32 protein-coding genes are annotated in these 25,393 nt (G+C 41.0%); 22 read left to right on the forward strand and 10 right to left on the reverse strand.

Annotated features, from left to right (window positions below; translation table 11 throughout):
- Nucleotides 1-161: 161 nt before the first annotated feature.
- The 6 genes from AC0VYE_RS16555 to AC0VYE_RS16580 all read left to right on the forward strand — a co-directional run bounded on the left by AC0VYE_RS16555 (nt 162) and on the right by AC0VYE_RS16580 (nt 5,546).
- Nucleotides 162-713: an NUDIX hydrolase gene (locus AC0VYE_RS16555; protein ID WP_305953896.1), complete on the forward strand. Its 552-nt coding sequence runs from the start codon at nt 162-164 to the stop codon at nt 711-713.
- A 28-nt stretch (nt 714-741) separates the two neighbouring features.
- Nucleotides 742-1,428, forward strand: a complete 687-nt coding sequence (locus AC0VYE_RS16560) for an HAD family hydrolase (RefSeq protein WP_475449235.1) — start codon at nt 742-744, stop codon at nt 1,426-1,428.
- A 111-nt stretch (nt 1,429-1,539) separates the two neighbouring features.
- On the forward strand, nt 1,540-2,289 hold the full coding sequence (hisA, locus tag AC0VYE_RS16565; protein WP_475449237.1) for a phosphoribosylformimino-5-aminoimidazole carboxamide ribotide isomerase: 750 nt from the start codon (nt 1,540-1,542) through the stop codon (nt 2,287-2,289).
- Nucleotides 2,290-2,347: 58 nt separating this feature from the next.
- Nucleotides 2,348-4,135, forward strand: a complete 1,788-nt coding sequence (locus AC0VYE_RS16570) for an ABC transporter substrate-binding protein (protein WP_475449239.1) — start codon at nt 2,348-2,350, stop codon at nt 4,133-4,135.
- A gap of 39 nt (nt 4,136-4,174) precedes the next feature.
- A complete protein-coding gene (locus AC0VYE_RS16575) occupies nt 4,175-5,125 on the forward strand; it encodes an aminoglycoside phosphotransferase family protein (protein WP_475449241.1) in 951 nt (316 codons plus the stop codon).
- The gene (locus AC0VYE_RS16580; protein WP_475449243.1) at nt 5,106-5,546 is read left to right on the forward strand and encodes a hypothetical protein; all 441 of its coding nucleotides are present in this window, start codon (nt 5,106-5,108) and stop codon (nt 5,544-5,546) included. Before AC0VYE_RS16575 ends, AC0VYE_RS16580 begins: the two co-directional genes overlap by 20 nt.
- Nucleotides 5,547-5,602: 56 nt before the next feature.
- On the opposite strand, the gene AC0VYE_RS16585 is transcribed toward AC0VYE_RS16580, so the two are convergent.
- Genes AC0VYE_RS16585 through AC0VYE_RS16595 form a run of 3 tightly spaced genes read right to left on the reverse strand, consistent with a single transcriptional unit; the run spans nt 5,603 to nt 6,748 of the window.
- The gene (locus AC0VYE_RS16585; protein WP_076269334.1) at nt 5,603-5,824 is read right to left on the reverse strand and encodes a DUF2642 domain-containing protein; all 222 of its coding nucleotides are present in this window, start codon (nt 5,822-5,824) and stop codon (nt 5,603-5,605) included.
- 28 nt (nt 5,825-5,852) lie between these two features.
- Nucleotides 5,853-6,068: a hypothetical protein gene (locus AC0VYE_RS16590; RefSeq protein ID WP_076269335.1), complete on the reverse strand. Its 216-nt coding sequence runs from the start codon at nt 6,066-6,068 to the stop codon at nt 5,853-5,855.
- A 26-nt stretch (nt 6,069-6,094) separates the two neighbouring features.
- Nucleotides 6,095-6,748, reverse strand: coding sequence for a hypothetical protein (locus AC0VYE_RS16595; RefSeq protein WP_475449245.1), 654 nt, complete (start codon nt 6,746-6,748; stop codon nt 6,095-6,097).
- Nucleotides 6,749-6,975: 227 nt separating this feature from the next.
- On the opposite strand from AC0VYE_RS16595, the gene AC0VYE_RS16600 reads away from it, so the two are divergent.
- The 8 genes from AC0VYE_RS16600 to AC0VYE_RS16635 all read left to right on the forward strand — a co-directional run bounded on the left by AC0VYE_RS16600 (nt 6,976) and on the right by AC0VYE_RS16635 (nt 13,007).
- Nucleotides 6,976-7,371 (forward strand): GNAT family N-acetyltransferase, encoded by a 396-nt coding sequence (locus tag AC0VYE_RS16600; protein ID WP_441885733.1) that lies wholly within the window; start codon nt 6,976-6,978, stop codon nt 7,369-7,371.
- Nucleotides 7,372-7,404: 33 nt separating this feature from the next.
- Nucleotides 7,405-8,118, forward strand: coding sequence for an alpha/beta fold hydrolase (locus AC0VYE_RS16605; RefSeq protein WP_475449248.1), 714 nt, complete (start codon nt 7,405-7,407; stop codon nt 8,116-8,118).
- Between the two features lie 134 nt (nt 8,119-8,252).
- Nucleotides 8,253-9,233, forward strand: a complete 981-nt coding sequence (locus AC0VYE_RS16610) for an ABC transporter substrate-binding protein (protein WP_475449250.1) — start codon at nt 8,253-8,255, stop codon at nt 9,231-9,233.
- Between the two features lie 143 nt (nt 9,234-9,376).
- A complete protein-coding gene (locus AC0VYE_RS16615) occupies nt 9,377-9,754 on the forward strand; it encodes a glyoxalase superfamily protein (protein WP_256710959.1) in 378 nt (125 codons plus the stop codon).
- A 38-nt stretch (nt 9,755-9,792) separates the two neighbouring features.
- A complete protein-coding gene (locus tag AC0VYE_RS16620; protein ID WP_475449252.1) occupies nt 9,793-10,596 on the forward strand; it encodes an inositol monophosphatase family protein in 804 nt (267 codons plus the stop codon).
- An 82-nt stretch (nt 10,597-10,678) separates the two neighbouring features.
- Nucleotides 10,679-11,410 (forward strand): ZIP family metal transporter, encoded by a 732-nt coding sequence (locus AC0VYE_RS16625; RefSeq protein ID WP_054024887.1) that lies wholly within the window; start codon nt 10,679-10,681, stop codon nt 11,408-11,410.
- A 112-nt stretch (nt 11,411-11,522) separates the two neighbouring features.
- Nucleotides 11,523-12,488, forward strand: coding sequence for a nucleoside hydrolase (locus AC0VYE_RS16630; RefSeq protein WP_475449254.1), 966 nt, complete (start codon nt 11,523-11,525; stop codon nt 12,486-12,488).
- 6 nt (nt 12,489-12,494) lie between these two features.
- Nucleotides 12,495-13,007 carry an acyl-CoA thioesterase gene (locus tag AC0VYE_RS16635; protein ID WP_076269341.1) on the forward strand — a complete coding sequence of 171 codons (513 nt, stop codon included), beginning with the start codon at nt 12,495-12,497 and terminating at the stop codon, nt 13,005-13,007.
- 424 nt (nt 13,008-13,431) lie between these two features.
- Here the strand turns inward: AC0VYE_RS16635 and AC0VYE_RS16640 are convergent, their stop codons facing one another.
- Complete coding sequence (locus AC0VYE_RS16640; protein ID WP_256710960.1) at nt 13,432-13,560, reverse strand: hypothetical protein; 129 nt, start codon at nt 13,558-13,560, stop codon at nt 13,432-13,434.
- Nucleotides 13,561-13,715: 155 nt separating this feature from the next.
- Here AC0VYE_RS16640 and AC0VYE_RS16645 point away from each other — a divergent pair, with 155 nt between their 5' ends.
- The 4 genes from AC0VYE_RS16645 to AC0VYE_RS16660 all read left to right on the forward strand — a co-directional run bounded on the left by AC0VYE_RS16645 (nt 13,716) and on the right by AC0VYE_RS16660 (nt 17,105).
- Nucleotides 13,716-14,366: a phosphatase PAP2 family protein gene (locus AC0VYE_RS16645; protein WP_475449257.1), complete on the forward strand. Its 651-nt coding sequence runs from the start codon at nt 13,716-13,718 to the stop codon at nt 14,364-14,366.
- 29 nt (nt 14,367-14,395) lie between these two features.
- Nucleotides 14,396-14,692, forward strand: a complete 297-nt coding sequence (locus tag AC0VYE_RS16650; RefSeq protein WP_475449259.1) for a hypothetical protein — start codon at nt 14,396-14,398, stop codon at nt 14,690-14,692.
- A 340-nt stretch (nt 14,693-15,032) separates the two neighbouring features.
- Entirely contained in the window at nt 15,033-15,983 is a 951-nt protein-coding gene (locus AC0VYE_RS16655; RefSeq protein WP_475449261.1) for an alpha/beta fold hydrolase, read from the forward strand.
- A 444-nt stretch (nt 15,984-16,427) separates the two neighbouring features.
- Nucleotides 16,428-17,105 carry a stalk domain-containing protein gene (locus AC0VYE_RS16660; protein WP_475449263.1) on the forward strand — a complete coding sequence of 226 codons (678 nt, stop codon included), beginning with the start codon at nt 16,428-16,430 and terminating at the stop codon, nt 17,103-17,105.
- 281 nt (nt 17,106-17,386) lie between these two features.
- Here the strand turns inward: AC0VYE_RS16660 and AC0VYE_RS16665 are convergent, their stop codons facing one another.
- Nucleotides 17,387-17,758 (reverse strand): TetR/AcrR family transcriptional regulator, encoded by a 372-nt coding sequence (locus AC0VYE_RS16665; RefSeq protein WP_475449265.1) that lies wholly within the window; start codon nt 17,756-17,758, stop codon nt 17,387-17,389.
- 148 nt (nt 17,759-17,906) lie between these two features.
- Here AC0VYE_RS16665 and AC0VYE_RS16670 point away from each other — a divergent pair, with 148 nt between their 5' ends.
- Together AC0VYE_RS16670 and AC0VYE_RS16675 are read left to right on the forward strand one after the other, a co-directional pair.
- On the forward strand, nt 17,907-18,821 hold the full coding sequence (locus tag AC0VYE_RS16670; protein ID WP_475449267.1) for a ketopantoate reductase family protein: 915 nt from the start codon (nt 17,907-17,909) through the stop codon (nt 18,819-18,821).
- A gap of 430 nt (nt 18,822-19,251) precedes the next feature.
- On the forward strand, nt 19,252-20,253 hold the full coding sequence (locus AC0VYE_RS16675) for a helix-turn-helix transcriptional regulator (protein ID WP_475449269.1): 1,002 nt from the start codon (nt 19,252-19,254) through the stop codon (nt 20,251-20,253).
- A 642-nt stretch (nt 20,254-20,895) separates the two neighbouring features.
- Here the strand turns inward: AC0VYE_RS16675 and AC0VYE_RS16680 are convergent.
- Together AC0VYE_RS16680 and AC0VYE_RS16685 are read right to left on the reverse strand one after the other, a co-directional pair.
- Nucleotides 20,896-21,894 (reverse strand): phosphotransferase, encoded by a 999-nt coding sequence (locus tag AC0VYE_RS16680; protein WP_475449271.1) that lies wholly within the window; start codon nt 21,892-21,894, stop codon nt 20,896-20,898.
- On the reverse strand, nt 21,891-23,021 hold the full coding sequence (locus AC0VYE_RS16685; protein WP_475449273.1) for a glycosyltransferase family 4 protein: 1,131 nt from the start codon (nt 23,019-23,021) through the stop codon (nt 21,891-21,893). The genes AC0VYE_RS16680 and AC0VYE_RS16685 overlap by 4 nt, the downstream gene beginning before the upstream one ends.
- A gap of 83 nt (nt 23,022-23,104) precedes the next feature.
- Here AC0VYE_RS16685 and AC0VYE_RS16690 point away from each other — a divergent pair, with 83 nt between their 5' ends.
- Nucleotides 23,105-23,227, forward strand: a complete 123-nt coding sequence (locus AC0VYE_RS16690) for a hypothetical protein (RefSeq protein ID WP_475449275.1) — start codon at nt 23,105-23,107, stop codon at nt 23,225-23,227.
- A 546-nt stretch (nt 23,228-23,773) separates the two neighbouring features.
- On the opposite strand, the gene AC0VYE_RS16695 is transcribed toward AC0VYE_RS16690, so the two are convergent.
- The 3 genes from AC0VYE_RS16695 to AC0VYE_RS16705 form a co-directional block, all read right to left on the reverse strand.
- Nucleotides 23,774-23,923: a hypothetical protein gene (locus AC0VYE_RS16695; RefSeq protein ID WP_179089840.1), complete on the reverse strand. Its 150-nt coding sequence runs from the start codon at nt 23,921-23,923 to the stop codon at nt 23,774-23,776.
- A gap of 75 nt (nt 23,924-23,998) precedes the next feature.
- The gene (gene yjcZ, locus AC0VYE_RS16700) at nt 23,999-24,094 is read right to left on the reverse strand and encodes a sporulation protein YjcZ (RefSeq protein ID WP_144376804.1); all 96 of its coding nucleotides are present in this window, start codon (nt 24,092-24,094) and stop codon (nt 23,999-24,001) included.
- A 541-nt stretch (nt 24,095-24,635) separates the two neighbouring features.
- Nucleotides 24,636-24,848: a hypothetical protein gene (locus tag AC0VYE_RS16705; protein WP_475449277.1), complete on the reverse strand. Its 213-nt coding sequence runs from the start codon at nt 24,846-24,848 to the stop codon at nt 24,636-24,638.
- Nucleotides 24,849-25,120: 272 nt separating this feature from the next.
- On the opposite strand from AC0VYE_RS16705, the gene AC0VYE_RS16710 reads away from it, so the two are divergent.
- Nucleotides 25,121-25,273, forward strand: a complete 153-nt coding sequence (locus tag AC0VYE_RS16710) for a hypothetical protein (RefSeq protein WP_475449279.1) — start codon at nt 25,121-25,123, stop codon at nt 25,271-25,273.
- Nucleotides 25,274-25,393: the final 120 nt, after the last annotated feature.

A 25,393-nucleotide genomic window follows, 5' to 3' on the forward strand; every position in this document is an offset into this window, starting at 1 on the left:
TGACAAAGAAGATTTTCTGAAAAGTGCTTTCTTGCTTTTTGGGAAATCTTCTTAATTTTGTGGACATGTTCTCTTCTAAAACAGCAATGTGGTAAAGTATAGCTATGATGATAGGTAGGAATAGTACAAATTTTATATAAGAACACGAACATAGGAGAACGATGATGCTGAAATATAATATTTGTTTTATTAAACGCGCAAATGAAATATTGTTGCTTAATCGAGAGAAATCCAGCTGGATGGGCTGCTGGAATGGGATTGGCGGCAAGCTCGAAGCGCAGGAGTCTCCGAGGGAAGCGATGATTAGAGAGATTGAAGAAGAAACGGGTATTCGTCATTACGATTTGCATTTTAAAGGATTAGTTACCTGGTCTGGCGATAACTTTGATTTTGGCGGCATGTATGCGTATATAGCAGAAGTGCCGGCTTCCTTTGAATATGCGACACCTAAGAAAACAGATGAAGGGATTTTAGATTGGAAAACATTCGAATGGATTATGGATAAAAACAATGTCGGCATCGTGTCCAATATTCCAATCACACTGCCTATGATGCTGAATGAAGCCAATAGTTACGATCATCATTGCGTCTATAAAAATGAGAATTTAATCGATATTATGCATAAAGAGATTTCTTCCAGCATCGAATCAGATACTTCTAATAGAGAGCTATATTTAAGCAGTTACGCGATCAAACAAGAATCGCATAGATAATGAATGTACTATAGAGAGGATGAGTCGATTGATTAAAGCGTTAGTCTTTGATTTTGACGGTCTTATTATTGATACGGAAACGCCATCCTATTATGCTTTTCGTCAAGTTTATGAGGAGTATGGAGTAGAGCTGCCAGTGTCGCTGTATGCCAAATGTGTAGGGACGTCGCTGGATCAATTTAACCCTTATACTTATATTGCCGATTGTGTAACTGAAACGATAGATTTAGCAGCTGTTAAAGCAAAATTTAAAGAAGTGTATGCAGAGCTTCTTAAGTCAGCTGATATTCGCCCAGGCGTGATGGACTACTTGAATGAGGCGAAGCGAATGAATCTCAAAGTTGGTCTTGCATCCAGCTCTCAGCTTTCTTGGATAAAGCCATATTTGATTAAACATCAATTGGATCATTATTTTGACAGCTTCAGTACGGCTGATGAGGTCGAACGGGTCAAACCTAATCCGGAGCTGTATTTGCTGGCGCTGCAGAAGCTTGGAGTTGAAGCGAGTGAAGCGATTTCATTTGAGGATTCTCTAAATGGCTTTTTGGCAGCTAAAGCAGCTGGACTACATACAGTGATCGTTCCAAACGAGCTGACGAAGGATTTTGCTTTCATGGATTATGATTTACTCATTCCTTCAATGGCAGATAGAAGCTTGTCTGAGCTTATTGAAACGATAGAATTAAAGGCACCACGTATAGTGGAGAAGCGTTAAGTAATAAAACCATCAAGATTTCGCAGCATTGTTGATTTACATAGAGGATTAGGTTATTTTTCATATAAGAGAATAGTCATACTTACAACATACAGAATTGAGGAATGAAAATTGAAATTTAGACCTTGTATCGATTTGCATGACGGTAAAGTGAAACAAATTGTCGGTGAAACGTTGAATGCCGAAATTATAGAGAACTTTGTATCCAAACAAGATTCTGCTTATTATGCAGAACTGTTCAAGAAAGACGCGCTTACGGGCGGTCACGTGATTATGCTCGGCGGCGGAAACGAGGAAGCGGCAGTTCGGGCTCTTGCGGCATATCCCGGCGGCTTGCAAATTGGTGGTGGAATTACTGCGGATAACGCTGCTTTTTATTTGGAGAAGGGCGCATCGCATATTATTGTGACCTCATATATTTTTAAAGATGGTCAGCTGAATGAGAATCATCTTGCGAAGATCGTCGCTGAAGTGGGGAAAGACCGTTTAGTAATCGATCTAAGCTGCAAGGAGAAGGACGGGCAATGGTTTGTTGTGACGAATCAATGGAAGCAATTCAGCGAGTTCGTTGTTAACCAACAAAACATCTCATTCCTTGAGCAATATTGCAATGAGTTTCTTGTTCATGCTGTTGATGTGGAAGGCAAGCAGAGCGGCATTCAGCAAAGTCTCGTTCGTTCATTAGCTGATTGGGTAACGATTCCGACAACCTATGCCGGCGGGGCAAGGTCGATTGCGGATATGGATCAATTTAATGAGCTTTCAAATGGCAAGCTGGATATTACAATCGGCAGTGCGCTTGATATTTTTGGCGGGCAGTTATCCTATGAGGAAGTTGTTGCCTACAGTAACAAGGCTTAGAGAGAAAACAGCAACGAAGCTGGCTAACTGAGACTTCGTTTCCTAGGTGGTGTTAAGGATGGATGTGGAAGAATATTATTGCAGGTTAAGAAACACTTTTCCAGCAAACCCAGAACGCGAGCCTATTTTTTTATCCATGGAACGGATCTGCGACATATTGTCTTGTACACGCAGAAATGTACAAATACTTTTGACAAAAATGATGGAAAAGAGCTATATCGAATGGTTGCCCGGTCGTGGCCGCGGCAATCTCTCGCAAATCGTATTTCTTGTTTCATACCGTGATATCGTACTCGGCAAAGCGAAGGGGCTAGTCGAGAAAGGGAAGATCAACGAGGCTTGGAGCATGCTTGAGATGCTTCAGGATCCAGCTGTGAAATCCGAAATTATGACATGGTTGTCTGAATTGTTTGGCGTGAAGCGGGATATGGAGGAGAAGGATGTACTGAGGTTTCCCTTTTATCGTCCTCTCTTGCGCTTAGATCCTGCTTTCGTCTGTCGCCGCATGGAGACGCATTGGATAGAGCAGGTTTTTAATACATTGGTCAGATATTCAAATCAGGATGGTAAATTCCACCCTCAGCTTGCTCATTACTGGGAAAGCAACGTTATGAAAACGAGCTGGACGTTTTTTTTGCGCAAGGGCGTTCGTTTTCACAATGATAAGATAATGACCTCGCGAGACGTCGCATTTACTTTTCAAAGACTGCTCACAAGCTCGCCTGCGGAGTGGTTAACGTCCAAGATTAAGGAAATAAAAGAAACGAGCAAATACAGCATTACCTTTGAGCTAAACGAGCCTAACGCGTTGTTTCTTCACTTTCTTTGTACGGAACGTTATTCCATTGTGCCTGAAATGCTCGATGGTACTGGTTCTGATGAGCAGTTTGCCGTCATGCCTATTGGGACTGGACCGTTCAAGATTACTAAAAACAATGAGTCTATGCTCGTTGCAGAAGCCAATGAGTTTTATTTGGAAGGTTGTCCTCATCTGGATCGCATTGAAATGTGGGTGTGGCCAAACTATGAGGAAAATCAAGAGAAGCTGCAATCAGACGGTGAAGATCAACTGGTTTATTTTGAAGCGCAAATCAAGGAGAGTTTAAGGCCAGCGCTGGCCCAATTGGAGAAAGGCAGCACTTTTATTACCATCAACACAGCAAAAAAAGGCATCACGCAGCAAATGAAGTTTCGCCAGGCTTTGCACTACGGAATAGATCGGCAGCAAATGATCCACGAATTAGGCGGGATTAGGCACCAGCCTTCAACTGGCTTTAATTTAGAGGATACAGATAAGGCTTTCTATAACGATTATGATACGCAACTAGCGACAACATTGCTTGAAGAGTCAGGATATAAGGGCGAGACCATTACGTTATATACTTATGAAATGCCTGCGAATGATCAAACTTCGAAATGGCTGCAAAGGGTATACAAGCATTTAGGCATTTCACTAGAAATCGTAAAGCTTTCGCTCGAAGAGCTAGCTAATCCCGAAATCATAATGAAAGCGGATTTGATCCTTAGTGGGGAAGTACTCGGAGAACAGCCCGATATTTCACTTATTGAGATGTATATGTCAAAGAACAGTTTTATTACGAACCATCTGGGTGCGGTTGACAAGATGAATATCAATCAACAAATTTCGAATTGTTTGCGGTATGAGAATTCAGATATTAGAATGGGTTATTTAATAAGCATACATGAGGAGCTCAAACGAAATTTCAGCTTATTGTTCTTATATCATAGCCTGCAGATTGTAGGACATCATCAAACGCTGCAAGGAATTTCGTTAAACGCATGGGGTAAAATCGATTATAAAAACGTCTGGTTAAGAAATACGTGATGATCAGATTGTGTTTAATTGGATTTGCGAGGTGAGATTATGAATGAGCAGGAGCTCATCGACAACATTGTCAAAGGTATAGACACACTTCATGGCAGCAGTCGAATTTCAAAAATAAATAAAGGTTATTCGAATGATCAAAAGTTTCTAGTCGAGAAGAACAGCCAGCTCTATTTGCTGAAATGTTTTGCGTTGGATGAGCTTGCAGCGAAGCAAGCTGAGTATGAAGTGCTGCAGCGTATGCAGATATATGACGTTAATTGCTCCAAGCCAATCGAAATGAGTACTTTGCCAAATACAGAGATGGGTTACATGCTACTAACGTATATTGATGGCGATGAGGCTACCGAAGCTATTCCTGCCTATTCCGCTGAGGTTCAATATACAATTGGATTGGAAGCGGGGCAAGAGCTTGCTAAGATGCATAAGTGGCATGCTCCTGCTTCAGTCTTGTCATGGCATGACCGTAAGCTTGCAAAGCATAAAAGCTATATCGAGCAATATATGGCTAGTGGGGCTCGAATGAAAAACGATGCGAAGATTCTATCTTTTATTGAACAAAATCTGTATTTGATGAAGGATCGGCCAAACGTTTTTCAGCACGATGATTTCCATGTGGGCAATTTAATTGTAAATGAAGGCAGATTAGCCGGCGTCATTGATTTTAATCGATGGGACTGGGGAGATCCGGTACATGAATTTCTGAAGGCCGGGATGTTCAGCAGTGAAATCAGCATTCCATTTACGATTGGTACGATTAAAGGATATCATGGCGATCGAGAGCCTGATGAGAAGTTCTGGACCTTATATTCTCTTTATCTTGCGATGACGATTATCTCCTCAATCGTTTGGATATTGAAGGTGCGACCAGTTGAGCTGCCTATTATGGTAGAGAAGCTGGAGCGAGTGTTAGAGGATCATCATTATTTTGACAGCATAGTTCCACGATGGTATTTGGAGGTTCAAGAATATGAGACCGGATCATTATAAGCTTATGTACGAATTTGTAAAATGGGCAGGCGGGCATTCGCATATTACAGGTATTGCCTTGGTTGGGCCTTGTGCGGACGATGAGAGTGAAGAGGATTCGAATTTAAGCTTTCTTCTCGTTACCGATAAGAAGCAAAAAACAGTAGATGCCATTTTATATCAGTTCCAATACGAGGCTATAGAGCAAGCGACGAAAGAGGAATATGTTTTGCTAACCTCTCTAAAAATAGAGTATGCAAGTGGAATCGAAGCTGACTTTGGTGTTGCAGATACCGATTGGCTGCATAGACCTTTGGAGCAGGGATTGGGTGACTTATTAGTGCAAGGCTTCAAAGTCATTTGGGAACAAGAAGAAATGTTCGATGATATTTTAAAAGCGATTGCTAGACATGCTGTTGAACTAGAGAATGGGGCTCTTTAATATAAAGCAGGCTGTACCTAATGGTCAAAAACCTTTAGATACAGCCTGCTTTTTTATTAAGAACGAAATGTGAAAGAGACTAGCTCTGCTGTTAGTACATATTTGGTTTCTAACGCAGTTGTCGTTATGGTCAAAAAGTTAGCGTTAAATGCCATTAACTGGCCTTCTTCATTTCCTGTTGAGGTCGTTATATAAATAATGCTGCCAATATGGCGCTTGAGTAAACTATAAATAGCAGTACCTGGAAGAATCTGATTTCCATTTGAAATAATAGACATCGCAAGCCTACTCTCCTTAGAATCTTGTTTATGAAGCTGCTGGATTCTCGTGGACATAAATAATGTTTGCATAAAAGATTCGCAGCTCGTAAAGAAAACGATCTTGATCGAAGGAAACGAGTATAAAGTCGTTACCGACCTGATCGAGTCTTCCGATTACAGCAAGCTGACCAAAACCATTCGTCATGACAAACACTTCTTTGCCGAGTAAAGCGATCAAATCGCCCGAAAGCGTTGTTGACATGAGCACAAACCTCTTCTCATAGGGAGTTATGAAATTGTTTCAATGTTCGTGATGAAGGAAAACGGGATAAACATCAAAGTGCCTGCGACCGTGTTTAATTGGACTAATGTTGATTGTACGCTGATTACTGTTCCAGTGAAGCCGGTCGGCTGTCCCGGTGTCATGACATTAATGAGAGTACCAACAATAAGGTAGCCGTTAAGCAGTGTAATGAGCTCTGTAAAGTCAAACCCGCTTGACGGTCCCGGGGGACCCTGAACGCCTTGAAGACCCTGAAGACCTTGAAGACCCTGCGGTCCTAATGGACCGGGGACGCCTTGTGATCCTTGTACGCCTTGTAGTCCTTGAATGCCTTGAGGACCAACAGCACCAGCCGCTCCTTGTGCTCCTGCTGCGCCTTGAGGACCTGTAAGGCCGGATGGACCGGCAGGGCCTTGCAAACCTCTTTGCCCGCTTGCACATCCCTTTTTCTGTACTTTAAGGTGACAGCGATCGATCTTTCTTTTTTTGTGTTTCCGCACAACTTTAGGTTTACATTCCGTATTGCTCAGACTGCCATTGCTATGATGTAAATGCAGCTTGCCATGAATAACGACATTTCTCTTTTTACTCACTATTTTTTTCCGTTTCTTGCTCACAGTCTGAAGCTGCACTGTGGGCGAATTTGCAGAAGCTAGCAAAATATAATCCCTCCTATAAAGCTATCGCTCCTATATATGTATTTCTTTTTGGCAGAAAAGGGACTAGGGATTACCCCAATTATGCTAGTCAAGAGGATAGATAGGCGTATTTTCATAGTTTTTAAAAAGATTTGAATGGTAAAAGGGATGATAAAAACAATCTACCCTATAATCAACTTAAGATGTATAATCATGGGAATCAATAAGCAAAGGAGAGAGGAATAGTTATGATACATTATCAGAACGATAAAAATTTGTCCGCGCAAGACTTGTCGCAAGTATTTGCGAGCTCTGGGATTAAAAGACCCTATCAAGATTTAGAACGTTTGCAAAAGATGATCGATCACGCAGATATCATTATTAGTGCATGGGACGGTAATAAACTGGTCGGAATAGCGCGGGCGATTACAGACTATTCCTATTGCTGCTATCTGTCTGATTTGGCAATTGATCACGACTACCAAAGATTAGGCATCGGCAAGGAGCTGGTAGAGCGACTTAGGCAAACACTTGGCGCGCAAGTGTCACTTGTTTTGTTGTCTGCGCCTTCAGCTGTCGACTATTACCCGAGAATTGGATTTACCTCTACGGATAAAGGCTTTGTTATAGCAAGAGAACGTTAAGTCTAATTAGAAACGTAGAGAGGGGGAGAGTCAGTGATCGAGTCGAAAATCGCTATAAATCAAGATGTTCATATTCATTATTTAGATTCAAAACCAGATGCCGATACAAAGTTAATCCCATTAATCATATGCCCAGGGTTATCGGAAACAGCTGAAGAATATGAGGATTTATTGTTATATTTATTGCCTCGAAGAGCAATCGTTCTCTCGTTCCGCGGGAGAGGGCAAAGCGATACGCCGTTTAATCATTACGATCTAAAAGATCACATAGCAGATCTTTCAGCTGTTGTTGAAGCTGCAGACGTGGATCGCTTTCATCTGATGGGATACTCTCGCGGTGTATCTTATGCGCTTGGTTATGCTCAAACGAACGAGCATCACTTAGAATCACTTATTTTAGAAGATTATCCTGCAGAGCATAAACAAATGTCGGCTGAATGGCGTCATGATTATATTTTTAATTATTTGAAGCCGATGAAGCGGGAAGAGAAAATAAGAGAACAAGCGGTTATCGGCATTGAGCGGGACTCTTCACAGCTGCAGCTGGATGTAAAGCTTAAGCTGCCTGTTCTTGTTATGAGAGGGATGCTAGAGGGATCTTTGCTTAGCGATGCGGAACTAAATCATTACAAGCAGCTGTTCAGCGATATAACGGTTAAAGAGTTCTTTGAATCCGCTCATAATATTCGCGGTACCCAAAAGGAAGAGCTATATCAAACAATCGAGCAGTTTATCAAGCATCGTTAGAAAAAGTAGGACGGTTGCGGTTCAACTTGAAAACCCAGTTGACAATGAAAATGATAATTGTTATCATTAGGTGACTTTTGAGGTGAAACCATTTTTACTTCACAGCCATATATCGTCATACAGGGGGAACTATCGTGATTAACCGCAACAAGAGATTTGTACTCGTATTTATGAGTTTGATTGTCCTATCCATTTCGCTAGCAGCTTGCGGAGGTAATAAAACAAATAATACACCTGCTGCTACAGTGGCTCCAACAGAAGCGCCAACAGATGCCCCAACAGAAAGAAAACTAACAGATGCATTAGGTAACGAGGTTACCATTCCAGCTAATCCTCAGCGCGTCATCGCTTCTTATTTAGAAGATCACTTGGTAGCTATAGGCATTAAGCCAGTTGCTCAGTGGTCCGTTCCTAACGGTATTCAAGATTACTTGCATGATTCGCTTGCTGATGTTCCAACTATACCGTATGATCTTCCATTCGAAGCTGTAACAAGCTTTGAACCAGACCTAATTCTTATGGCATATGATGCGAATGTGGAAGGCGATAAATTTGCGCAATACTCAAAAATTGCTCCAACCTTCACCATTGGCGATAAACTGATTGCAGACTGGCGTGCTACTTTGTTGAAAGTCGGAGAGGTTTTTGGAAAGAGTGCAGAAGCGCAAAAAGCTTTGGATGAGTATGATGCAAAAGCAAAAGCTGCTAAAGAAAAATTGCAAAGCGCAATCCCAGGTGAATCAGCTGCAGCTCTTTGGTTTGTACAAGGCAACTTTTATATCGTAAGTGAAAAGCTATCGAGCGGTGATCTTCTTTATAATCAATTAGGTTTGACTGTTCCAGAGGTTGTAAAAGAAGTTTCTGCAACAGGAACGGGCAACTGGAACGCCATTTCTTTAGAAAAACTAGCTGAACTTGATGCTGACCATTTGTTCCTCGTTAACAGCGGCACAGATGCGGATTCGCAAGCATTAAGTGATCCAATCTGGAAAAATATCCCTGCTGTGAAAAACGGTAAAATTTATGAGTACCCAAGCACATCAAGCTGGTTGTACGCAGGTACGATTGCTTACTCACAAGTCATTGATGATGTATTGGAAAGCATTGTGAAATAATAGCAGTAGAGTTGAACAAAGGGCTGTACCTCCGCGCGAATTGTGCATTGGGGTACAGTCCTTTTCTCTATGGCAAGCCTTCCGTACCTTTTGAAATCCATGTATAATCATGGAAGATAGGACGATGGACAAGGAGTTGTATAATGATGACTTTTCATATGAAATCAACCGTACCGATTCTTCGCATGTTTGATGAAGCGAAAGCACGAGACTTTTATTTCAATTTCTTGGAATTTAAATGCGATTGGGAGCATCGTTTTGAGCCAGACTTGCCGCTCTATATGCAAATCTCTAATGGAGATTGTGTCATCCATTTATCGGAGCATTATGGCGATAGTACGCCTGGTTCAGCAATCCGCATTGAAGTCGACAATGCCAAGGCGCTTCAAGAGCATTTGTTAGCCAAAAAATATAATTTTGCTAGACCTGGCTTTGATGAAGAATGGAATCAAGTGAGCATTACAGATCCATTTGGCAATCGTCTGCACTTTTATTCTGCTAAGCCTGAGGAAATTAGTTAGATACGGTTGAATAAGAGACATGTGAAGGGGCTGAAATATTGGATCAGTTGATTTTAAATACGGCTAGAGAGGTTGCTATTGCTGCAGCTTATGAAGCGGGCCGGTTTACACGTGAGAAGTTTGGAACATTGGATCATTATGAAGAGAAAGGCGACCATGGCGATATCGTTACGGAAGTCGATTATCTGGCAGAGAGCATCATACTAAATAAAATTAGTAGCGTATTCCCCGATCATCGCATTCGATCAGAGGAATATGGCGAGAATGATCTGACTAGCGAATGGCTGTGGTTGGTCGATCCCCTTGATGGAACTAATAATTTTGCGGTAGGATTGCCGTTGTTCGGCATCTCGATCACGCTCTCTTATAACTTAAAGCCTGTGTTAGCGGTCATTTATGAGCCGATGACAGATCGTTTGTACGTGGCAAGCTCAGGCGAAGGCACTTTATGCAATGCTAAACCAATACATATGAAACAATCAAAGCCTTTTGCAAAAGCGAGAGTTGGCTGGATACAAGGTCATGCGGTGCAAAATGAACAACGTGCCGTGACGCTTAGACATTACATAGACGTTAACACGAAGCGGATGATGCGGCTGTGGGCTCCAACGCTGCAATGGACGATGCTTGCCAGAGGGGATTTGGATGCAATTATCGTTTATAACTCGGAGGGCGAGGATCTATATTCAGGTATCATAATGGTTCAGGAAGCGGGCGGCGTTGTCATTGATTACGATGGCAATCCATTTAAGGGCGTAAATGAAGAGCCTTATTTAATTGCTTGTCACCCTGATCATCAATTGTATTTTATGAACCTTGTTAAAGAAGGACTGGCAAAGTAAGAAAAGGATGGAAATCGCTTTATTCGTATAAAATAAGGAAAACAGTTTTTGGGTAGTGTTCGACCCGCTAAGGAGAGACAACATGGTAGAAGCACTCATAGGAAGCTTTATTTCTGCAATGGCTACTGTGCTAGGCGCGGTTCCGCTGCTCTTTGTCAAAAGTCTTTCGGAAAAATGGAAGGATATATTGATTGCTTTTACAGCAGGCATCATGGTTTCTGCGTCTACCTTTGGCTTGCTGCCGCAAGCTCTCAAGGAATCTGGGCTAATCCCACTTACGTTAGGACTTTTAATTGGCGTAATTGCGCTTGACCTCATTGAAAAAAATCTACCCCATATCGATATTGAGCAAAAAAGAGGAATCTCATCCTTTGACAGCAAGTCGCTGCTCGTCATATTTGCATTAATCATCCATAACATTCCGGAGGGCTTAAGCACCGGCTTTAGTTATGCAAGTGCGAATGGCGGACTTGGACCGATGGTAGCTATTGCAATTGGGGCTCAGAACATGCCGGAAGGGCTCGTCCTTGCCATCTTCCTTATTCATTCCAAGGTGAGCAAGCTGAAGCTTATGCTAATCGTAACCTTGACGGGTCTAATGGAGGTTGTCTCTGCGATAGTCGGTTATTTTGCCGCAAGTTATGTGGCTGGGCTTATTGGCTACGGACTTGCGTTTGCATCCGGTGCTATGTTGTTCATCGTCTATAAGGAGCTAATTCCTGAGACACATGGACATGGTTATGAACGTTCTGCAACCTATTCCTTTATCATCGGGCTGCTTGTGATGGTGTATATTAGTCATTTCTTTGGTTAATCATTCCAAAACCAAGATGTAATTTTGACGGGAAGCACAAACTTTATATTTTAATTGGTTTTTCAAGCTTTATTCGTTTACAATGAACGATAGAAAAGGGAGGTATCATAATATGTCGAAGATAAACAGGATGTTGCTTGACGTTGATACAGGCATTGATGATGCTTTAGCCATCTTATATGCACTGCTTTCACCAGAGATTAAGGTAGAGGGTATTACGACGGGATTTGGGAATATCGACGTTGAACAAGCTACGGAAAATACGCTGCGTGTCATTCAAGTTGCAAATTGCGGTTATGAGGTTCCCGTTGCGAAGGGTGCTTCAGGTCCGCTCAAGCGTGTGTTCCCAGGCGCTGTCGCTCATATTCATGGACATAATGGCATCGGCGATGCAGAATTGCCGTCAACTCATCAGAAGCCTCTAGAGGGTATATCTGCTGCGGAATTCATCGTTCAGAAAGTGAATGAGAGTCCAGGAGAGCTTATTCTTGTAACTGTAGGCAGACAAACGAATCTAGCTCTTGCTCTACAGCTAGATCCTTCCATTGTAACGAAATTCAAAAAGGTCGTTATTATGGGGGGAACAATATTCGCGCCAGGCAACATTACACCAGTGAGCGAAGCAAATCTGTACGGTGATCCAGAGGCAGCAGCGCTAGTATTCGAATCAGAGCTTCCAATTACAATTGTCGGCTTGGATGTAACACAGAAGACTCGTCTTACAAAAACACATATGGAGCAATTATCACGCGAGATTGCTGATGATAAACATGAAATCCTTGATTTCCTAAATGTCGCTTTAGAGCGTTATTTTGAATTTTATGCATTTTCCAATCACTTTGACGGCGAATGCGCAATGCATGATCCGTTAGCTGTTATTGTAGCTATTAATCCTTCTCTCGTGAAAATAGAAACGATGAATGCGGTTATTGACTGCGGTGAAGGTTTGACAGCAGGGATGATCATTACGGATCGCAGAGTACGTTCGGTTGTAGGCCGTCCTGTGGATTTCTGTTTGGAAGTTGAGCAGGAAAGAGCGATCTCCCAGCTATTATCCGTATTTAAAAAAGGGGAATAATCATCAATGGAGCAGAGGCATTCACGCGAGTCCAGATGTTACAAAACGGCAAGAGTATTTCCACCGGACGTCAACAATCACAATACATTGTTTGGCGGGAAACTAATGGCTTACATCGACGATATTGCTTCGATTGCAGCAACCAAGCATTGCCGGCGTTCAGTCGTGACCGCCTCCACAGACTCTGTTGATTTTTTGCATCCCATCAGGCCTTCAGATTCGGTATGTTTAGAAGCATTCGTAACGTGGACAGGCCGAACCTCAGTAGAAGTGTTTGTGAAAGTAATCAAAGAGGATTTATTAAGCGGCGAACGTAAAATTGCAGCAACCTCTTTTTTAACCTTTGTTGCACTGGACGAGAATCGGAAGCCCGTTCCTGTACCAATCGTTGTACCGGAATCGGATGAGGAGATAAAACTGTTCGAGACAGCGGAACACCGAGCGGACATGCGCAAGGTGAGAAGAGATGAAAGCAAAAAGTTTGCTGGCTTTTTGACGGTTACTTATCCTTGGGATTAACTTTTGATTTCTCAAAAGACTGCGTCAGCATAATAATTGCTGTCGTGGTCTTTTTTTTGATGAAATTTAATGTTTAGCATTATATTTGTTGAATCGCTTGCTGTTTTTTTGGGGGTATTGAGAGAAAATACAGCATATTTGTATCGATTTATGTATAAAAATGATCCGAAATACGGGTGTAGAACAAATGTTCTCATACGAATTTGCCTAATTAGATGATATTTTTCATCATCTTGGGCAAAATTGACTTTAATGCCAACCAAATAGAAGATATTGCATTAAAAATTGGGTGAATTGACTAAAACTAATGGTTTTTATCCCCAATATGCTCATTTTGCGAGCAGGGAACATTTGTTCCCTTTTTATATTTAAGCGTTCAGATAGTAAAGGCAGCTCTTTTTAACGGAGCTGCCCAAACATTAGATTAGCAGCTTTTGTCCTTTTTCTTCGGTATAGCTTCGTCGTTTCTGCTTTGTTTATCGCCAAATTGATCGAGCCTGGATGGACTTGAAGCTGGTCCATCATTATCAGGTTTATTGTTTCTTCCTGTCAATGTCATCACCTCCAGCATTATAGGGTGAGCAGGATCTGTCCATTTCATACCCACAAAAAGTCGATGAATTGGAGCCTGTTTGTCCAATTAGACGTAGTAGTGTATGTACATCATTTTTTAAGTCTAATTATTCAGAGTATGGAGAGTGCTGCAGGTTGAATTTTACTTTCGTTTTTACACGTGCATTTTTGTTAAGTTTAATGGGTGCAATCGGGTTCATATGGATATCCATTTGGATTGGCGATCAGCGAATTGCAAATTTTGATCAGAGTATCATTAGTAAAGTTCAAGGAGCGGAATCTGATACTCTTACAGCGATAATGAAGTTTTTTTCGTTTATTGGATCAGGAGTTATGGTTTCTGTTTTAGCCATCATCATGTTAGTCGTATTAGCAAAGTTGCAATATAGAAGAGAACTGTACTTCTTTGCAGGAATCTTAATTGGATCAACCATTTTAAATAGTGTGCTGAAATTGAGTTTTCAACGTGTTAGGCCTACGATTTACCGGATTATTGAAGAAAATGGCTATAGTTTTCCGAGTGGACATTCCATGGCCGCTTTCACTTTTTACGGGATTATCATTTTTCTATTATGGAAGCATATTCCGAAGGCGTATTGGCGTGTCATTTTGATCTTAGTTGGTTCAGTTATGATTCTGGGGATAGGGATTAGCCGGATTTATTTAGGGGTTCATTTTCCAAGTGATATTGTTGGTGGATATTTGGCTAGTGGGACTTGGCTTGCTGTATCGATTGGTTTGTATCAGTATGTACTCGATAGACGGAATCGGAAATTGAAAAGTTAACGATAATGACGAAGCATTGAGGAGTAAATATGAATTGTATTGCTATCCAGCGTTATTATAAAGTGAAGAGAGAAATCACAAGTGTAGAACAAAAAACAATAGTGGATGAACGTCTTATGTATTTATACAAAGAGAAAATTGTTACGAAGTACCGCGAGTTTCCAATAACAGAAGTATTCGATTTATCGTATAAACCGATTGGCGGGGATGGCGGTATTTTCTATTTGCACACGCTGCAAGGTGTTTTCTCGTATATGATATCCGCGGATCCAGCGTCTTTTATAGAAGCGTTTAAGGAATTAAGCAACTCTTCTCCAAAAGAATGATTCAAGTTGAAAATGAACCAAATAGCGTTGCAATTCTTGATGAGACCGTCTTTGATTAAAGGCGGTCTTTACATGTTTAAACAGGTATGGATTTCGCCGAATATGAAGAAGAACGAACCTATCTGCTGTAATCTTAGCTGTAATCTTAATGGAAGCTTAATTGTTGGCTCCAATTACGAATAAGAGTTAAGGTCTAGTTAAAACTGAGTTACACAAGATCTAAGAGTGGTTTGTTAGAATGAGGAAGACAAAAGCAAAGCTATATAAATAAGCAGGTGATTTATCGGAGATTCAACTGAATGGGTTAAAACAAAGAATGTAGAATAAGGGGAGAAAATGAATGATGAAAAAAATATTGAGATTTTTACTTAAAGCTGTAATTGTAATTATTATAGCTATAGTAGTTTTTCTAGCCGTCGTTTTTATCGTTAATATCATCAGCAATAAAACGGATAAAGATAAAATCGTATCATATGGTCAGCTTGTACCTGTAGACGGAAAAAATATGAATGTTTTGATTCAAGGGGATGGCACAGAAACGGTTGTGCTGCTGCCTGGTTACGGAACAGGAGCGCCAGCGCTTGATTTTAAACCACTAGTTGATGAGTTGGCACCATTTTACAAAGTAGTCGTGATTGAGCCATTTGGGTATGGCTTAAGTGATGTTACAGAAAAAGAACGTACTACTGAAAATATAGTGAAAGAAATTCATGAAGCGCTGCAACAGCTAAATATTAACCGCTACACGTTAATGGGCCACTCTATAGCCGGTATTTACGGTCTAGATTATGTGAACAAATATGAGAATGAAGTTACAGCATTTGTTGGGATAGACAGCAGTGTTCCAACACAAGGCGGTTTGGATGAACCATTTCCATCAGATGTTTATAAAATACTCAAAAAGACTGGTTTCTTGCGATTGTTATCGAAACTAACCGACGATCAGCTTATTGCCCCAGAAGTTAATGATGAAATGAGAGAGCAGATTAGAATAATCTCTCTCAAAAATATGATGAATCCCAATATCATTAGTGAAGGGGAAAATTTCAAGCCTAATTTTGCCGCTGTTGAGAATTCGAAATTCCCGAAAGACCTTCCTGTTATTTTCTTTTTAGAAGCGAATAATACGGATGTTGAAGGCTGGGAACAATTGCATGAAGAACAGATAAAAGATTTAGTGCATGGAAAATTGATGACATTTGAAGGCACGCATTATCTACACCATACAAGGTCCAAAGAAATCGTGGAAAACTATAGGAGCTTTATGGAGGATATAAATAAAGGCCAGTAGATAGTTCCAGCCATATACAATTGAATATAAAGCAGGCGCTCCTGGACTACTGCCGGGAGCGCCTTTTTTAGTGTTAAGTGTGATAATACATAGAAGAAACCCCGATTTTGTATCCTTCAGCTTGGATTTGAAAAACCTGAAATCATCTTCTACCTTTCTATACAAGAGTGAACAGCCGGAATGAGAGAAGTAGGGAAATAAACAGCAAGCGTGATCTTTCCGGAGCTTATGCTTTTAGAAAGGGCTGGGTTAATCAGTAGCTTGGAAGAAAGGAGAAATAGAAATGAAGCATTGGACTTTGTGATATAATATGGTAAAATCTTCAACTCCAAAAACCCAGAGACTATCCCACATGTAGCGTTATCTTTCAGAGAAATTATCTCTCAATAACCGTTGTTCCGGAGTTCCTAGATTTGAAGACATCCCAAGAGGAGGAAAACAGAAATGAAGAAGAAGGTTGTTACGACTTTATGCGGTACCATGATACTTTTGGTGGGCATGGGTACAGGTGCTTTCGCGAGCTCGAATCTCCAAGAAATTAAAGCATTGTTAAACGGAGATTTAAAAATCAGAGTGAATGGGGAGATTACTCCTCTCAAAGATGGCAATGGCAAAGCGGTACTTCCTATTACTTATAAAGGAACTACATATCTTCCGGTACGATCTGTGTCTGAGCTGCTGGATGTTCCGGTGAAATATGACGGGACAGCCAAAGAGGTGATTATTGGCGAACAGCAGGCGGGCATTCCCGTGAATCAGGAAGATTTTAACACCAGTCTGCATACCAAGGACCCTGCACAGACCAAATACGGCGGCAAGAATTATAAGGAAGTTCTATACAGCGCACCTAATTCCAATATTAAATATACCGCGCTCAGCCCTAACGGCAAATATCAGAAGCTTGTTCTTCAATTCGCTGCAGTCGGCAAGGAAGTGGAGTCTCTTGAAATTAGGGATAATGATAAGAATGTGCTCCTTAAAAAAGTAGAGAAGATTTCGCCTAATAGTGATCTCCAGACGATTGAGGTAGATATTTCTGGAGTAAAGAACATCGCAATAAATGTGACACAAGCTGTTGACGGCGGGTTCATTATTCCGCTAGATACTTCAATTTACAAGTAAGATTAAGCAGAGAAGCCCACAATGCCCGTATAGGCGTAGTGGGCTTATTTTCATGTGAAATTACAATAGATTTTTCTCGATCTTTTGGTTTGAATGACAGACTCATTCTTTAAAATAGGGCGTAATTCCGCTTGAATATAGGTTCTCCACTAACTTGAAAAATTGTTCTGACGATAAATCCTTTTGACGCTGGAGCCAAAGGCGAAATAAAGAAAGGGAAGTTGTCAGGTAAAACTCAATTAAGTATGGCGTTATGGAATGGTTTTGCGGAACGTTTAATTTTAATTGATCCAATGTGATTTCATTTTTAAGCGTTTTAAAAAACGGGCACTTCCATAATCACCCAAAATGGCATTAAGAACCAGGAGATGTTCTCTTTTGTCCAGACAATAGAGCGTTTCTTGAACCGTATTCATCGATAACTCTTTATTCGCCAATTCTTTTTTCATGTCATTCAATAAGTCATTTTCAACAGAGTCTAACAATTCGTAAATGTCGATAAAGTATTGATAAAAAGTGCTGCGGTTATATCCTGACTTATTCGCAATTTCCTGAATCGAAATTTTCTCAATCGGCTTTTGGCTATATAACTCACAAAAAACTTCTACAAACTTTTGTCTTGTTTTCTCCGTTATTTGAGGTTGCTTGTTCATGTTACCCTCCTACTAGCGAATAAGAATATCATCCGACAAATAATAAAAAACTGATGGTTGATCAAGGAATAATGAAGATTTATAATCACATCATACAACATGTTGTCTGATAATCGAAAGGAAATGTTAATAAGTAGGGGTGGTTTTAATGCCAGCAAAACAAGAAAGAATTTTAATTTTTGGTGCAGGTGTCATCGGGAGCATGTACGCAATTAAGCTTATTGAAGCAGGGTTTGACGTCAGCCTGTTTGCACATTCTAATAGATTTAAATCATTAAGAGAAAACGGCCTGCAATATATAGAAAAAGGTACAGTTAGATCGATACAAGTGAATGTCATTGACACGCTCGAAAATGACGATGTATACGATTTTATTTTCGTTACCGTTCGTTATGATCGGTCCGAATCCGCGTTGTTAGCGCTAAAAGATAATCAAAGTAAAAATATAGTTACGATGTCTAGTAATTCATTTGGATTTTCTTCGTGGCTGCATATCGTAGGGGATAGACTTTTACCAGCTTTCCCCGGCTTCGGCGGACAGATTAAAGATGGAGTATTGCATGCTCGATTTCTACCAAAGATAATAATGGCAACAGCATTTGGTGAAATTAATGGTGTAGTGACAGAACGCATAGAAAACCTAGCAAAATTATTTAAAACAGCAAAGATTCCCTACGTTATTAAAAAGGATATGCAGGCGTATCTAATCACTCATGCCGTATCAGACATTGCCATGTTGAGCTTTTTGCATTCTGAGAATAAGATCATTGACAAAAAAACAGCCAGATCCAGAAAAACGGCACGCAAAATAACAGTCACTTTAAAAGCGCTTCTAAGGGCAATACAAAAAGCTGGTGTTTCAATAGATCCACCAATGCTTAAAATGGTGCTTAAATTTCCAAACTTATTTTTGGATCTTTTCTTTATGACATGGCTACGAACTAAAATGGTTAGGGATATGATGTTGCCGGATTATGCGAATAATGCTAACAATGAGATTGTGCAGCTGAGTAATGATTTAATGAAATTTTTAAGTCAAAATGATATCAAATCGGAAATATAGGTTCAGTAATTTTTTTAAAAAAATATTATGGTACTTTTTTTCAGCAATTAAAAGAGAAGAAAGCAAAAAGCAGATATACTTTATTAATGCATGTTTGTGTCGTAACATAACAAATCGATTATCTAGCATGAAAGTATTTTAAAGAAGGTTCACCTCAGCCAACGAACGGGCAGTTTAATGGAAATGATTTGTAGAAAAAACCTATAGATGAAAGCGACAAAAGTAGTGTAGGTCGGGAGGATTCCAGATCTCGTACATGCTGCGGGATTTTCTGGCAACCTCTCTGGCGATTTTCATTCAGGACAATTCTACCGGTAGTTGAATAAAGCGGATGTGACAATTCAACCAACGCTTGATAGAATCACGTTTGCGGAAATGCTATGCTGTATTTGACGGTGCGCACTGTACATTTTTTTACGGAGGTAATACGATGCTCGACTTACGTAAAATTGGAGCTTATATTTCGAAACTACGCAAAGACCAGGATCTGACCCAATTGGAACTTGCAGATCAACTGAATGTCAGTCATCAAGCGGTATCGAAATGGGAACGGGGCGACTCGCTACCGGATATCGGAACGCTTCCACAGCTTGCGAGGTTATTCGGAAAAACGGTAGACATCATTATTAATGCAGGAGAAAACGCAGAAAATCGGGAGCACCAGCACCTAGGAACGATCGTTGAGGAGATTGCAGAAAACAGGCCAGAACAAGTTGCAGCGATGGTCAATACCGGAGAGGTGGAGGTGGAAGAGCTTGTAGAAGTAGCACCGTTTGTAAAGGCAAGCGTTCTAAATAAGGTTACTGAACGATTAGACAGCAACGTCTTTAAGTTAGACATGATTATGAGGCTGGCTCCGTTCCTTGGAACTGATACATTGGATGAACTGGTTCGTCAGGCAGAAGAGGGCGAGATTGTGTGGAATGTCATTACCGGACTCGCTCCGTTCGTCAGCAGTGACACATTAAACCGACTGGTGGATAAATCGATTGACGGTTCCTTAGAAGTGCACAATCTTGTTGGAATTGCTCCGTTTCTTGGAAGAGAACATATAGATCGATTGGTACAAAAAGCAGAAGAGGGCAGCTTGAGCTGGCATTCCGTTCAAGGTCTGGCACCCTTTATTAGCAGAGAGACATTAAGTCGTTTGGTAGACCGGGTTGTAGACGGCACCATCGATGCGGACCGGATCATTAGCCTCGCACCTTTCCTGGGTAAGGAACATGTAGATCGGTTGGTACAACAAGCAGAAGAGGGCAGCTTGAGCTGGCATTCCGTTCAAAGTCTGGCACCCTTTATTAGCAGAGAGACATTAAATCGTTTGGTAGACCGGGTTGTAGACGGCACCATCGATGCGAACCAAATCATAAGCCTCGCACCTTTTCTGGACAGGGAAAATCTAGAGAAGTTGATTGGTGGAATATCCAAGTAGAGCAAATCAATTCGAATCAGATATGATGATCAATAATTTATTATACAAGAGGGCTCATTTTTATATTAAACATGGATGCTTTTCTTTTGAATTGATTGGTAGGCAAAATGACACAGAAGATTATGTGGTTGGAATCTGATTGGAGAAAGTAATTGTTTAAATAATTTTGTGTAATACTTAAATCGTAATGGTCAAAATAAAGATCATGCAAATATAAACGCTTATTGACCGGAAATCGAAAAGGTTGTTGCCGTTTAACAAAATTATTGGATTTAAAACTGGATTGAATCAAATATAACGTCCGAAATGTCATATGCAAGAATAAAACAAAAAGAATCACCTCAAAAGGTTGATCTTCAACAATGAAGATCAACCTTTTGTTATAAGAGGTAATCGAGAATCTGCGTGGCAGCCCTTTGTCGTTACGCTAAGTGACAGAATAAGGAGAGAGAGCGAGTAGACCTTATTGGTTTGCTCGCTATTTTCGTTTATAAGTTGACCAAACAGTTCGCTTATACAGCATACTGAATTGGGAGCTGCCTACTCTATTAAAATTACTGCTTGCAAAGGAAGAACAACTCCCTTTAGAAAGTCGAGACCAATGGAAATGAAAAATTCAAACCAGTGATTATTACACAAATTCTATTGGTTGTGCTTAGCGGCATAATTGTCAAGTTTTTGCAGGAACGAGCCGATTTTCCTTTCAGATGCAAGCGCCCATTGCAACCAGCTTGTAGTTAAAGGAAACCTCTCAAAAGGAGATAGCACCAAGTACGTAGTGTACGGAAACCGTAACCAGACTTGAATAAGTTCGTAATCGGTTTTACTAAGTTTCGCTACCTTGCGGTAACCTGTTAGAATAGCCTTAGCAATCTCGAAATTCCAATTGTAATCTTTGCACGAATTATAGATGACTCGAAACAGGTCGTAGGCGCGCAAATCGACGTGTAGCGTTTCGAAGTCGATAAGATAAGTTCCTTTCTCATTTAGAATAAAATTGCTGGGACCCCCATCGCCGTGTGATAGTACTCCGGTTTGGCGCGGATTACGGCTGTAAGATCGATATCCGCTGCTTCGCAGCAACGCTCCCGCTTGGTTCGAATAATGCAAGATTTCCGAGCGGTGCTGTTTTACAAAGCGGTTAATCGGCGGACTGAAACCATTTCTAATTGCCTTGGTAATCTTTTTTTGTAAATTCCGTTGCCGATAACGAAGAGTAGAGTGCCATGATCCGATCCTACTATAAGCGAGTTTACCCTTAAGTCCGGAATGTCCAGCCAAATGAAAATGTGCTAACGCGACGCCACATGCTCGCATATCGCTTAAAGAACGAGGAGAAGGCTCTCTCCCTGAGATCCAGGGTGTAAGTACGTAAGGCTCTCCTTTTTGCGAGATTACATAAAGCCTTCGTCCTTCTGGCATTTGTGGATTGCGCCAAGCAAGAAGCGGCCCGCTATTTTGGACACGTCGCAGGACTCGGTCGGTCCACTGTAAACGCGCAAGCTGCTTTGGCATTCGTTTCAAGCTGAATATTTTCCCGCCAGGTGTTACGACCCGATAAATTCCTTTCCGAATTTTCTTTATTCTGCTTGCCTTTATCCCAAATCGTTTTGCGATACTAGAAATCGGTTGCTCACTCAAGGCGAATTCACCTTCCTCAGGTTCATAAATAATGATTTGTAGCGGCGAGCGATTGTAGGCCATTTATAACGAGCGGCAGTCGAATGGGCGTTGGTCAAACGCTGCTTTTTCTTCGCCGGATTTTTCCACAGCGCTGCGATTGCACCGGCGATAGTGGAGCTATCAACGGAATGAATAACTTGGGCATTCCGAGTGTTCACAAATTCCTTTAGCCCGCCCGACAATGTGGATACAAGCGGTACGCCGTTCGCCATCGCTTCAAGCGCGACAAGGCAGAACGACTCTTTTTTACTCGGAACAATAACGGCCCCATAAGTAGCGTACATCCGCTGTACCGCATCGTTCGGCTTCTTTTTAATCCAACGAATGCGTCCAGCAATGCCATGTCGTTTTGCGAGGGCATGTAGACTGCTCTGATAAGCCACTGAGCCGCTTCCGACGATTGTTAAACTAACATTCTTGTGATTTTGGTATAACAAAGCAACAGCTTTGATTAAGGGGTTAATACCTTTCGAAGGAAGAAGTCTTCCGACATAGAGCAAGTTGGTAGGAGAACCTTTAGTTTGCCTCGACTTGGATTTCACACCGTGAGGAATGATGGTTATTCTGCCTTGTTTACGGGTATTCAGCCGCTTGATTTCATTTGCTTGCCACCTGCTCGGAACGACGATCCGTTTCGCGGTGAGAAACAGCTTGGCTTGGTTTTTTCCAGACGACGAAGTGATCCCTTTCGAAGCCAATGAATGGCATGTATAAATGATCGGGATACGGTACAAGCTTCCTGCTGCCGAAGCAACTGCGGCGAAATCCGTACTATGAACATGAATGAGGTCTGGTTTGCCGAAGCCCATGGCTACTGCCGCCCGTAGAACGGTACTCGCTTTGAACGCTCGAGAGTAATGACTATAGTAACGTGAGTTTTTGGGAATCCTGATGATTCGCAGTCTGCCGTCAGGTTTCGAAAACGAAAGTTGCTTAAAGCCACTGGAACATAACACCATAACTTCTACGTCGATCTTGCTCAGCATTTTAGTCAGACTGGTTGCGACAATACCGAGCCCCCCAACAATATTTGGATGAAATTCATTTGTCATGACCCATACTTTAAGTTTCCTTCTACTTTTCATTAGGGTCCTCCTTTCAACGAATATTTTATGAAACGGGCCCTTAGAATGGACTTTCTCATTAATGATATGTTATGAGTTAACGAATGGATGTTACACAATTAATAGACATTGCTGTTGTTCAGGAAACAAATTGTCTCGTCACGCTTATCGTCGCGTCTCTCTTTGCGACCAAGGACGTTGCAACGACAAGCGATTATTACCAATAGAATGAAAAGCACCAGAATCGTGCCAAGGTTATTGTGTATTATTTAATTCGCCTCCCTGTGTTTTGAATTCCATGTAGAGTATGTGCTAATAGAACGTAGTGATTGGATGTTTGTTCTGGTATGATACTAGCCTTATATAAAAGGATTGGACAGTCAAACATTTGTACCGGAAGGTTATGTTGCGATATCAACTAATTTGAAAGTTTTGAAGTTATAAACACCGTCTGATTAATGAAATGAAGGCTATAATCACGAACAAAGTGAAAAGTGCCAGAATAATAACACTATTAGAACCACTTGCAAATTCACTCATCAAACAATTACCTCCCAATTTTTAAACGCTATGTAGATTATGTGCGGATGATGCTTTGGGATTGGACGTTTGCTTTGCAGTAATGAGTGACCAGATTGAATGTTGAAGATCTAGATATGAATTATTAGAATGCAAAAGACCCATAGAATGGGCCTTCTGGATAGAACCTGTTTGAATAATTTTATATTTTGTAAGAAGGTAAAGGTGGAAATTGAGCTGCTAGTTTAATAGTCTCAGTAATTACAGCCTGTGTTGACACCTTCAACTCTTCTTTCATCATTTCTTTCTTCTCTTCTCTCATTGCGGCCAAGGACGCCACAACTACAAGCAATAATCACTAATAGAATGAAAAGCACCAGAATCGTACCAATATTATTGTGCATTATTCACTATACCTCCTTAAGTCTTGAGTATTTTGTAAATTATAATAGTTGGCGTACACAGTTTTCGTCTATAGATTAGTAATTGCTACGGTTACGGTCGCGGTTGCAACTACAAGCGATGATTACTAATAGAATGAAAAGAACCAGAATCGTGCCAATGTTATTGTGCATTATTCAATTCACCTCCCTGTGTTTTGACTACCATGTAGAGTATGTATTGATAGAATGTAGTGATTGGATTTTTGTTCCTGAATGATATTAGCCTTATATAAAAGGATAGGACAAACAAGATGTTTAGAATGTACTGAACAGCCTAGAGGTGGTCGAATATTAGGGCGGGGAAGGCTGCTGCATTTAACGAAGAAACTCGTTCGAAACTCTGTGCTGTTGGGGTAAGGGTTGAATTATTAAATCACACTGAGACGATGAAACGTTTTGTATACCCGCTCTCGCTTTTAACGAGGGGTATTGCAACGAACATTGAAATGGAGAATTCGCCTTGTGAGGTCCACTGGACGACTAGTTTTGCTATAGAGTTCTTAACGGATAAAGGCATTTTTACGGTTGTTGAATGATTACCTAGAGAGTTTGAACCACAGTTTTTCCAGGGACGGACAGCATTGAATGTTAAGTTTCATTGGAAAAAGAAAGCCCATAGAATGGGCCTTCTCGTTAATGTTATTTTAGAAATTAACGAACTGAGGTTACGCAATTAAATAAAAAATGGTAGTAAAAAGGGTATCTCTTCGAGTCCTTCTTCTCGTCTATCTTCCCGACGTACATCACTTCTCACGTCACTTCTCTCGTCGCGTCGCACATCGCGTCGCACATCACGTCGCACATCACGGGTGAAGACGCCACAACTACAAGCAATGATGACTAATAGAATGAAAAGAACCAGAATCGTGCCAATGTTATTGTGCATTATTCAATTTACCTCCTTGTGTTTTGACTACCATGTACGCTATGTATTGATAGAATGTAGTGATTGGATGTTTGTTCCAGTATGATACTAGCCTTATATAAAACGAGCGACGATTGGGACGGACTGCTCTCTGATGCAGGAAGCGAAATGAAAGACTAAGCTTTTGAATTTCATGCTAATGTATGTGATCTAAGCAATGATAAGGTTATCGAAGCTGCTTTGCAGACCCAGAATGAGAAGAATATGTATGCCATGGATTGGAGTAAAACACAATGTCGCTATTCCGTGCGGTTAATGGCATCCAGCGTGATAATGTGATTTATGCAAAATTACTAGAGGTTCCCGTTGGTACGTATTGCGGCCAGACGAAACAAGTCAAATCATCTGACGTGTACACGCTGACTTCAAGTTCCGCTATCGGGTAACGATAGTGTAATAGCACACAACGCTGCCTTTTTTTTATTAAGCTCCCTCGAAATGATTTAGTTTCCTCACTCGGACTCATGAATTAGCAGGTTTTCATCCTATAGTTAAAGAAATAAGAG

The organism is Pristimantibacillus sp. Z349TD_6 (assembly GCF_056173205.1).

Coding starts and splice junctions, on each gene's coding strand:
- yjcZ (WP_144376804.1), bottom strand. CDS start 24,094: ATGCACAATAACATTGGCACGATTCTGGTTCTTTTCATTCTATTAGTA.
- AC0VYE_RS16555 (WP_305953896.1), top strand. CDS start 162: ATGATGCTGAAATATAATATTTGTTTTATTAAACGCGCAAATGAAATA.
- AC0VYE_RS16655 (WP_475449261.1), top strand. CDS start 15,033: ATGATGAAAAAAATATTGAGATTTTTACTTAAAGCTGTAATTGTAATT.
- AC0VYE_RS16665 (WP_475449265.1), bottom strand. CDS start 17,758: ATGAACAAGCAACCTCAAATAACGGAGAAAACAAGACAAAAGTTTGTA.
- AC0VYE_RS16685 (WP_475449273.1), bottom strand. CDS start 23,021: ATGAAAAGTAGAAGGAAACTTAAAGTATGGGTCATGACAAATGAATTT.
- AC0VYE_RS16635 (WP_076269341.1), top strand. CDS start 12,495: ATGGAGCAGAGGCATTCACGCGAGTCCAGATGTTACAAAACGGCAAGA.
- AC0VYE_RS16625 (WP_054024887.1), top strand. CDS start 10,679: ATGGTAGAAGCACTCATAGGAAGCTTTATTTCTGCAATGGCTACTGTG.
- AC0VYE_RS16675 (WP_475449269.1), top strand. CDS start 19,252: ATGCTCGACTTACGTAAAATTGGAGCTTATATTTCGAAACTACGCAAA.
- AC0VYE_RS16670 (WP_475449267.1), top strand. CDS start 17,907: ATGCCAGCAAAACAAGAAAGAATTTTAATTTTTGGTGCAGGTGTCATC.
- AC0VYE_RS16600 (WP_441885733.1), top strand. CDS start 6,976: ATGATACATTATCAGAACGATAAAAATTTGTCCGCGCAAGACTTGTCG.
- AC0VYE_RS16580 (WP_475449243.1), top strand. CDS start 5,106: ATGAGACCGGATCATTATAAGCTTATGTACGAATTTGTAAAATGGGCA.
- AC0VYE_RS16710 (WP_475449279.1), top strand. CDS start 25,121: ATGTCGCTATTCCGTGCGGTTAATGGCATCCAGCGTGATAATGTGATT.
- AC0VYE_RS16630 (WP_475449254.1), top strand. CDS start 11,523: ATGTCGAAGATAAACAGGATGTTGCTTGACGTTGATACAGGCATTGAT.
- AC0VYE_RS16585 (WP_076269334.1), bottom strand. CDS start 5,824: ATGTCTATTATTTCAAATGGAAATCAGATTCTTCCAGGTACTGCTATT.
- AC0VYE_RS16690 (WP_475449275.1), top strand. CDS start 23,105: ATGGATGTTACACAATTAATAGACATTGCTGTTGTTCAGGAAACAAAT.
- AC0VYE_RS16615 (WP_256710959.1), top strand. CDS start 9,377: ATGATGACTTTTCATATGAAATCAACCGTACCGATTCTTCGCATGTTT.
- AC0VYE_RS16660 (WP_475449263.1), top strand. CDS start 16,428: ATGAAGAAGAAGGTTGTTACGACTTTATGCGGTACCATGATACTTTTG.
- AC0VYE_RS16570 (WP_475449239.1), top strand. CDS start 2,348: ATGGATGTGGAAGAATATTATTGCAGGTTAAGAAACACTTTTCCAGCA.
- AC0VYE_RS16705 (WP_475449277.1), bottom strand. CDS start 24,848: ATGCACAATAACATTGGCACGATTCTGGTTCTTTTCATTCTATTAGTC.
- AC0VYE_RS16590 (WP_076269335.1), bottom strand. CDS start 6,068: ATGTCAACAACGCTTTCGGGCGATTTGATCGCTTTACTCGGCAAAGAA.
- AC0VYE_RS16575 (WP_475449241.1), top strand. CDS start 4,175: ATGAATGAGCAGGAGCTCATCGACAACATTGTCAAAGGTATAGACACA.
- AC0VYE_RS16695 (WP_179089840.1), bottom strand. CDS start 23,923: ATGCACAATAATATTGGTACGATTCTGGTGCTTTTCATTCTATTAGTG.
- AC0VYE_RS16650 (WP_475449259.1), top strand. CDS start 14,396: ATGAATTGTATTGCTATCCAGCGTTATTATAAAGTGAAGAGAGAAATC.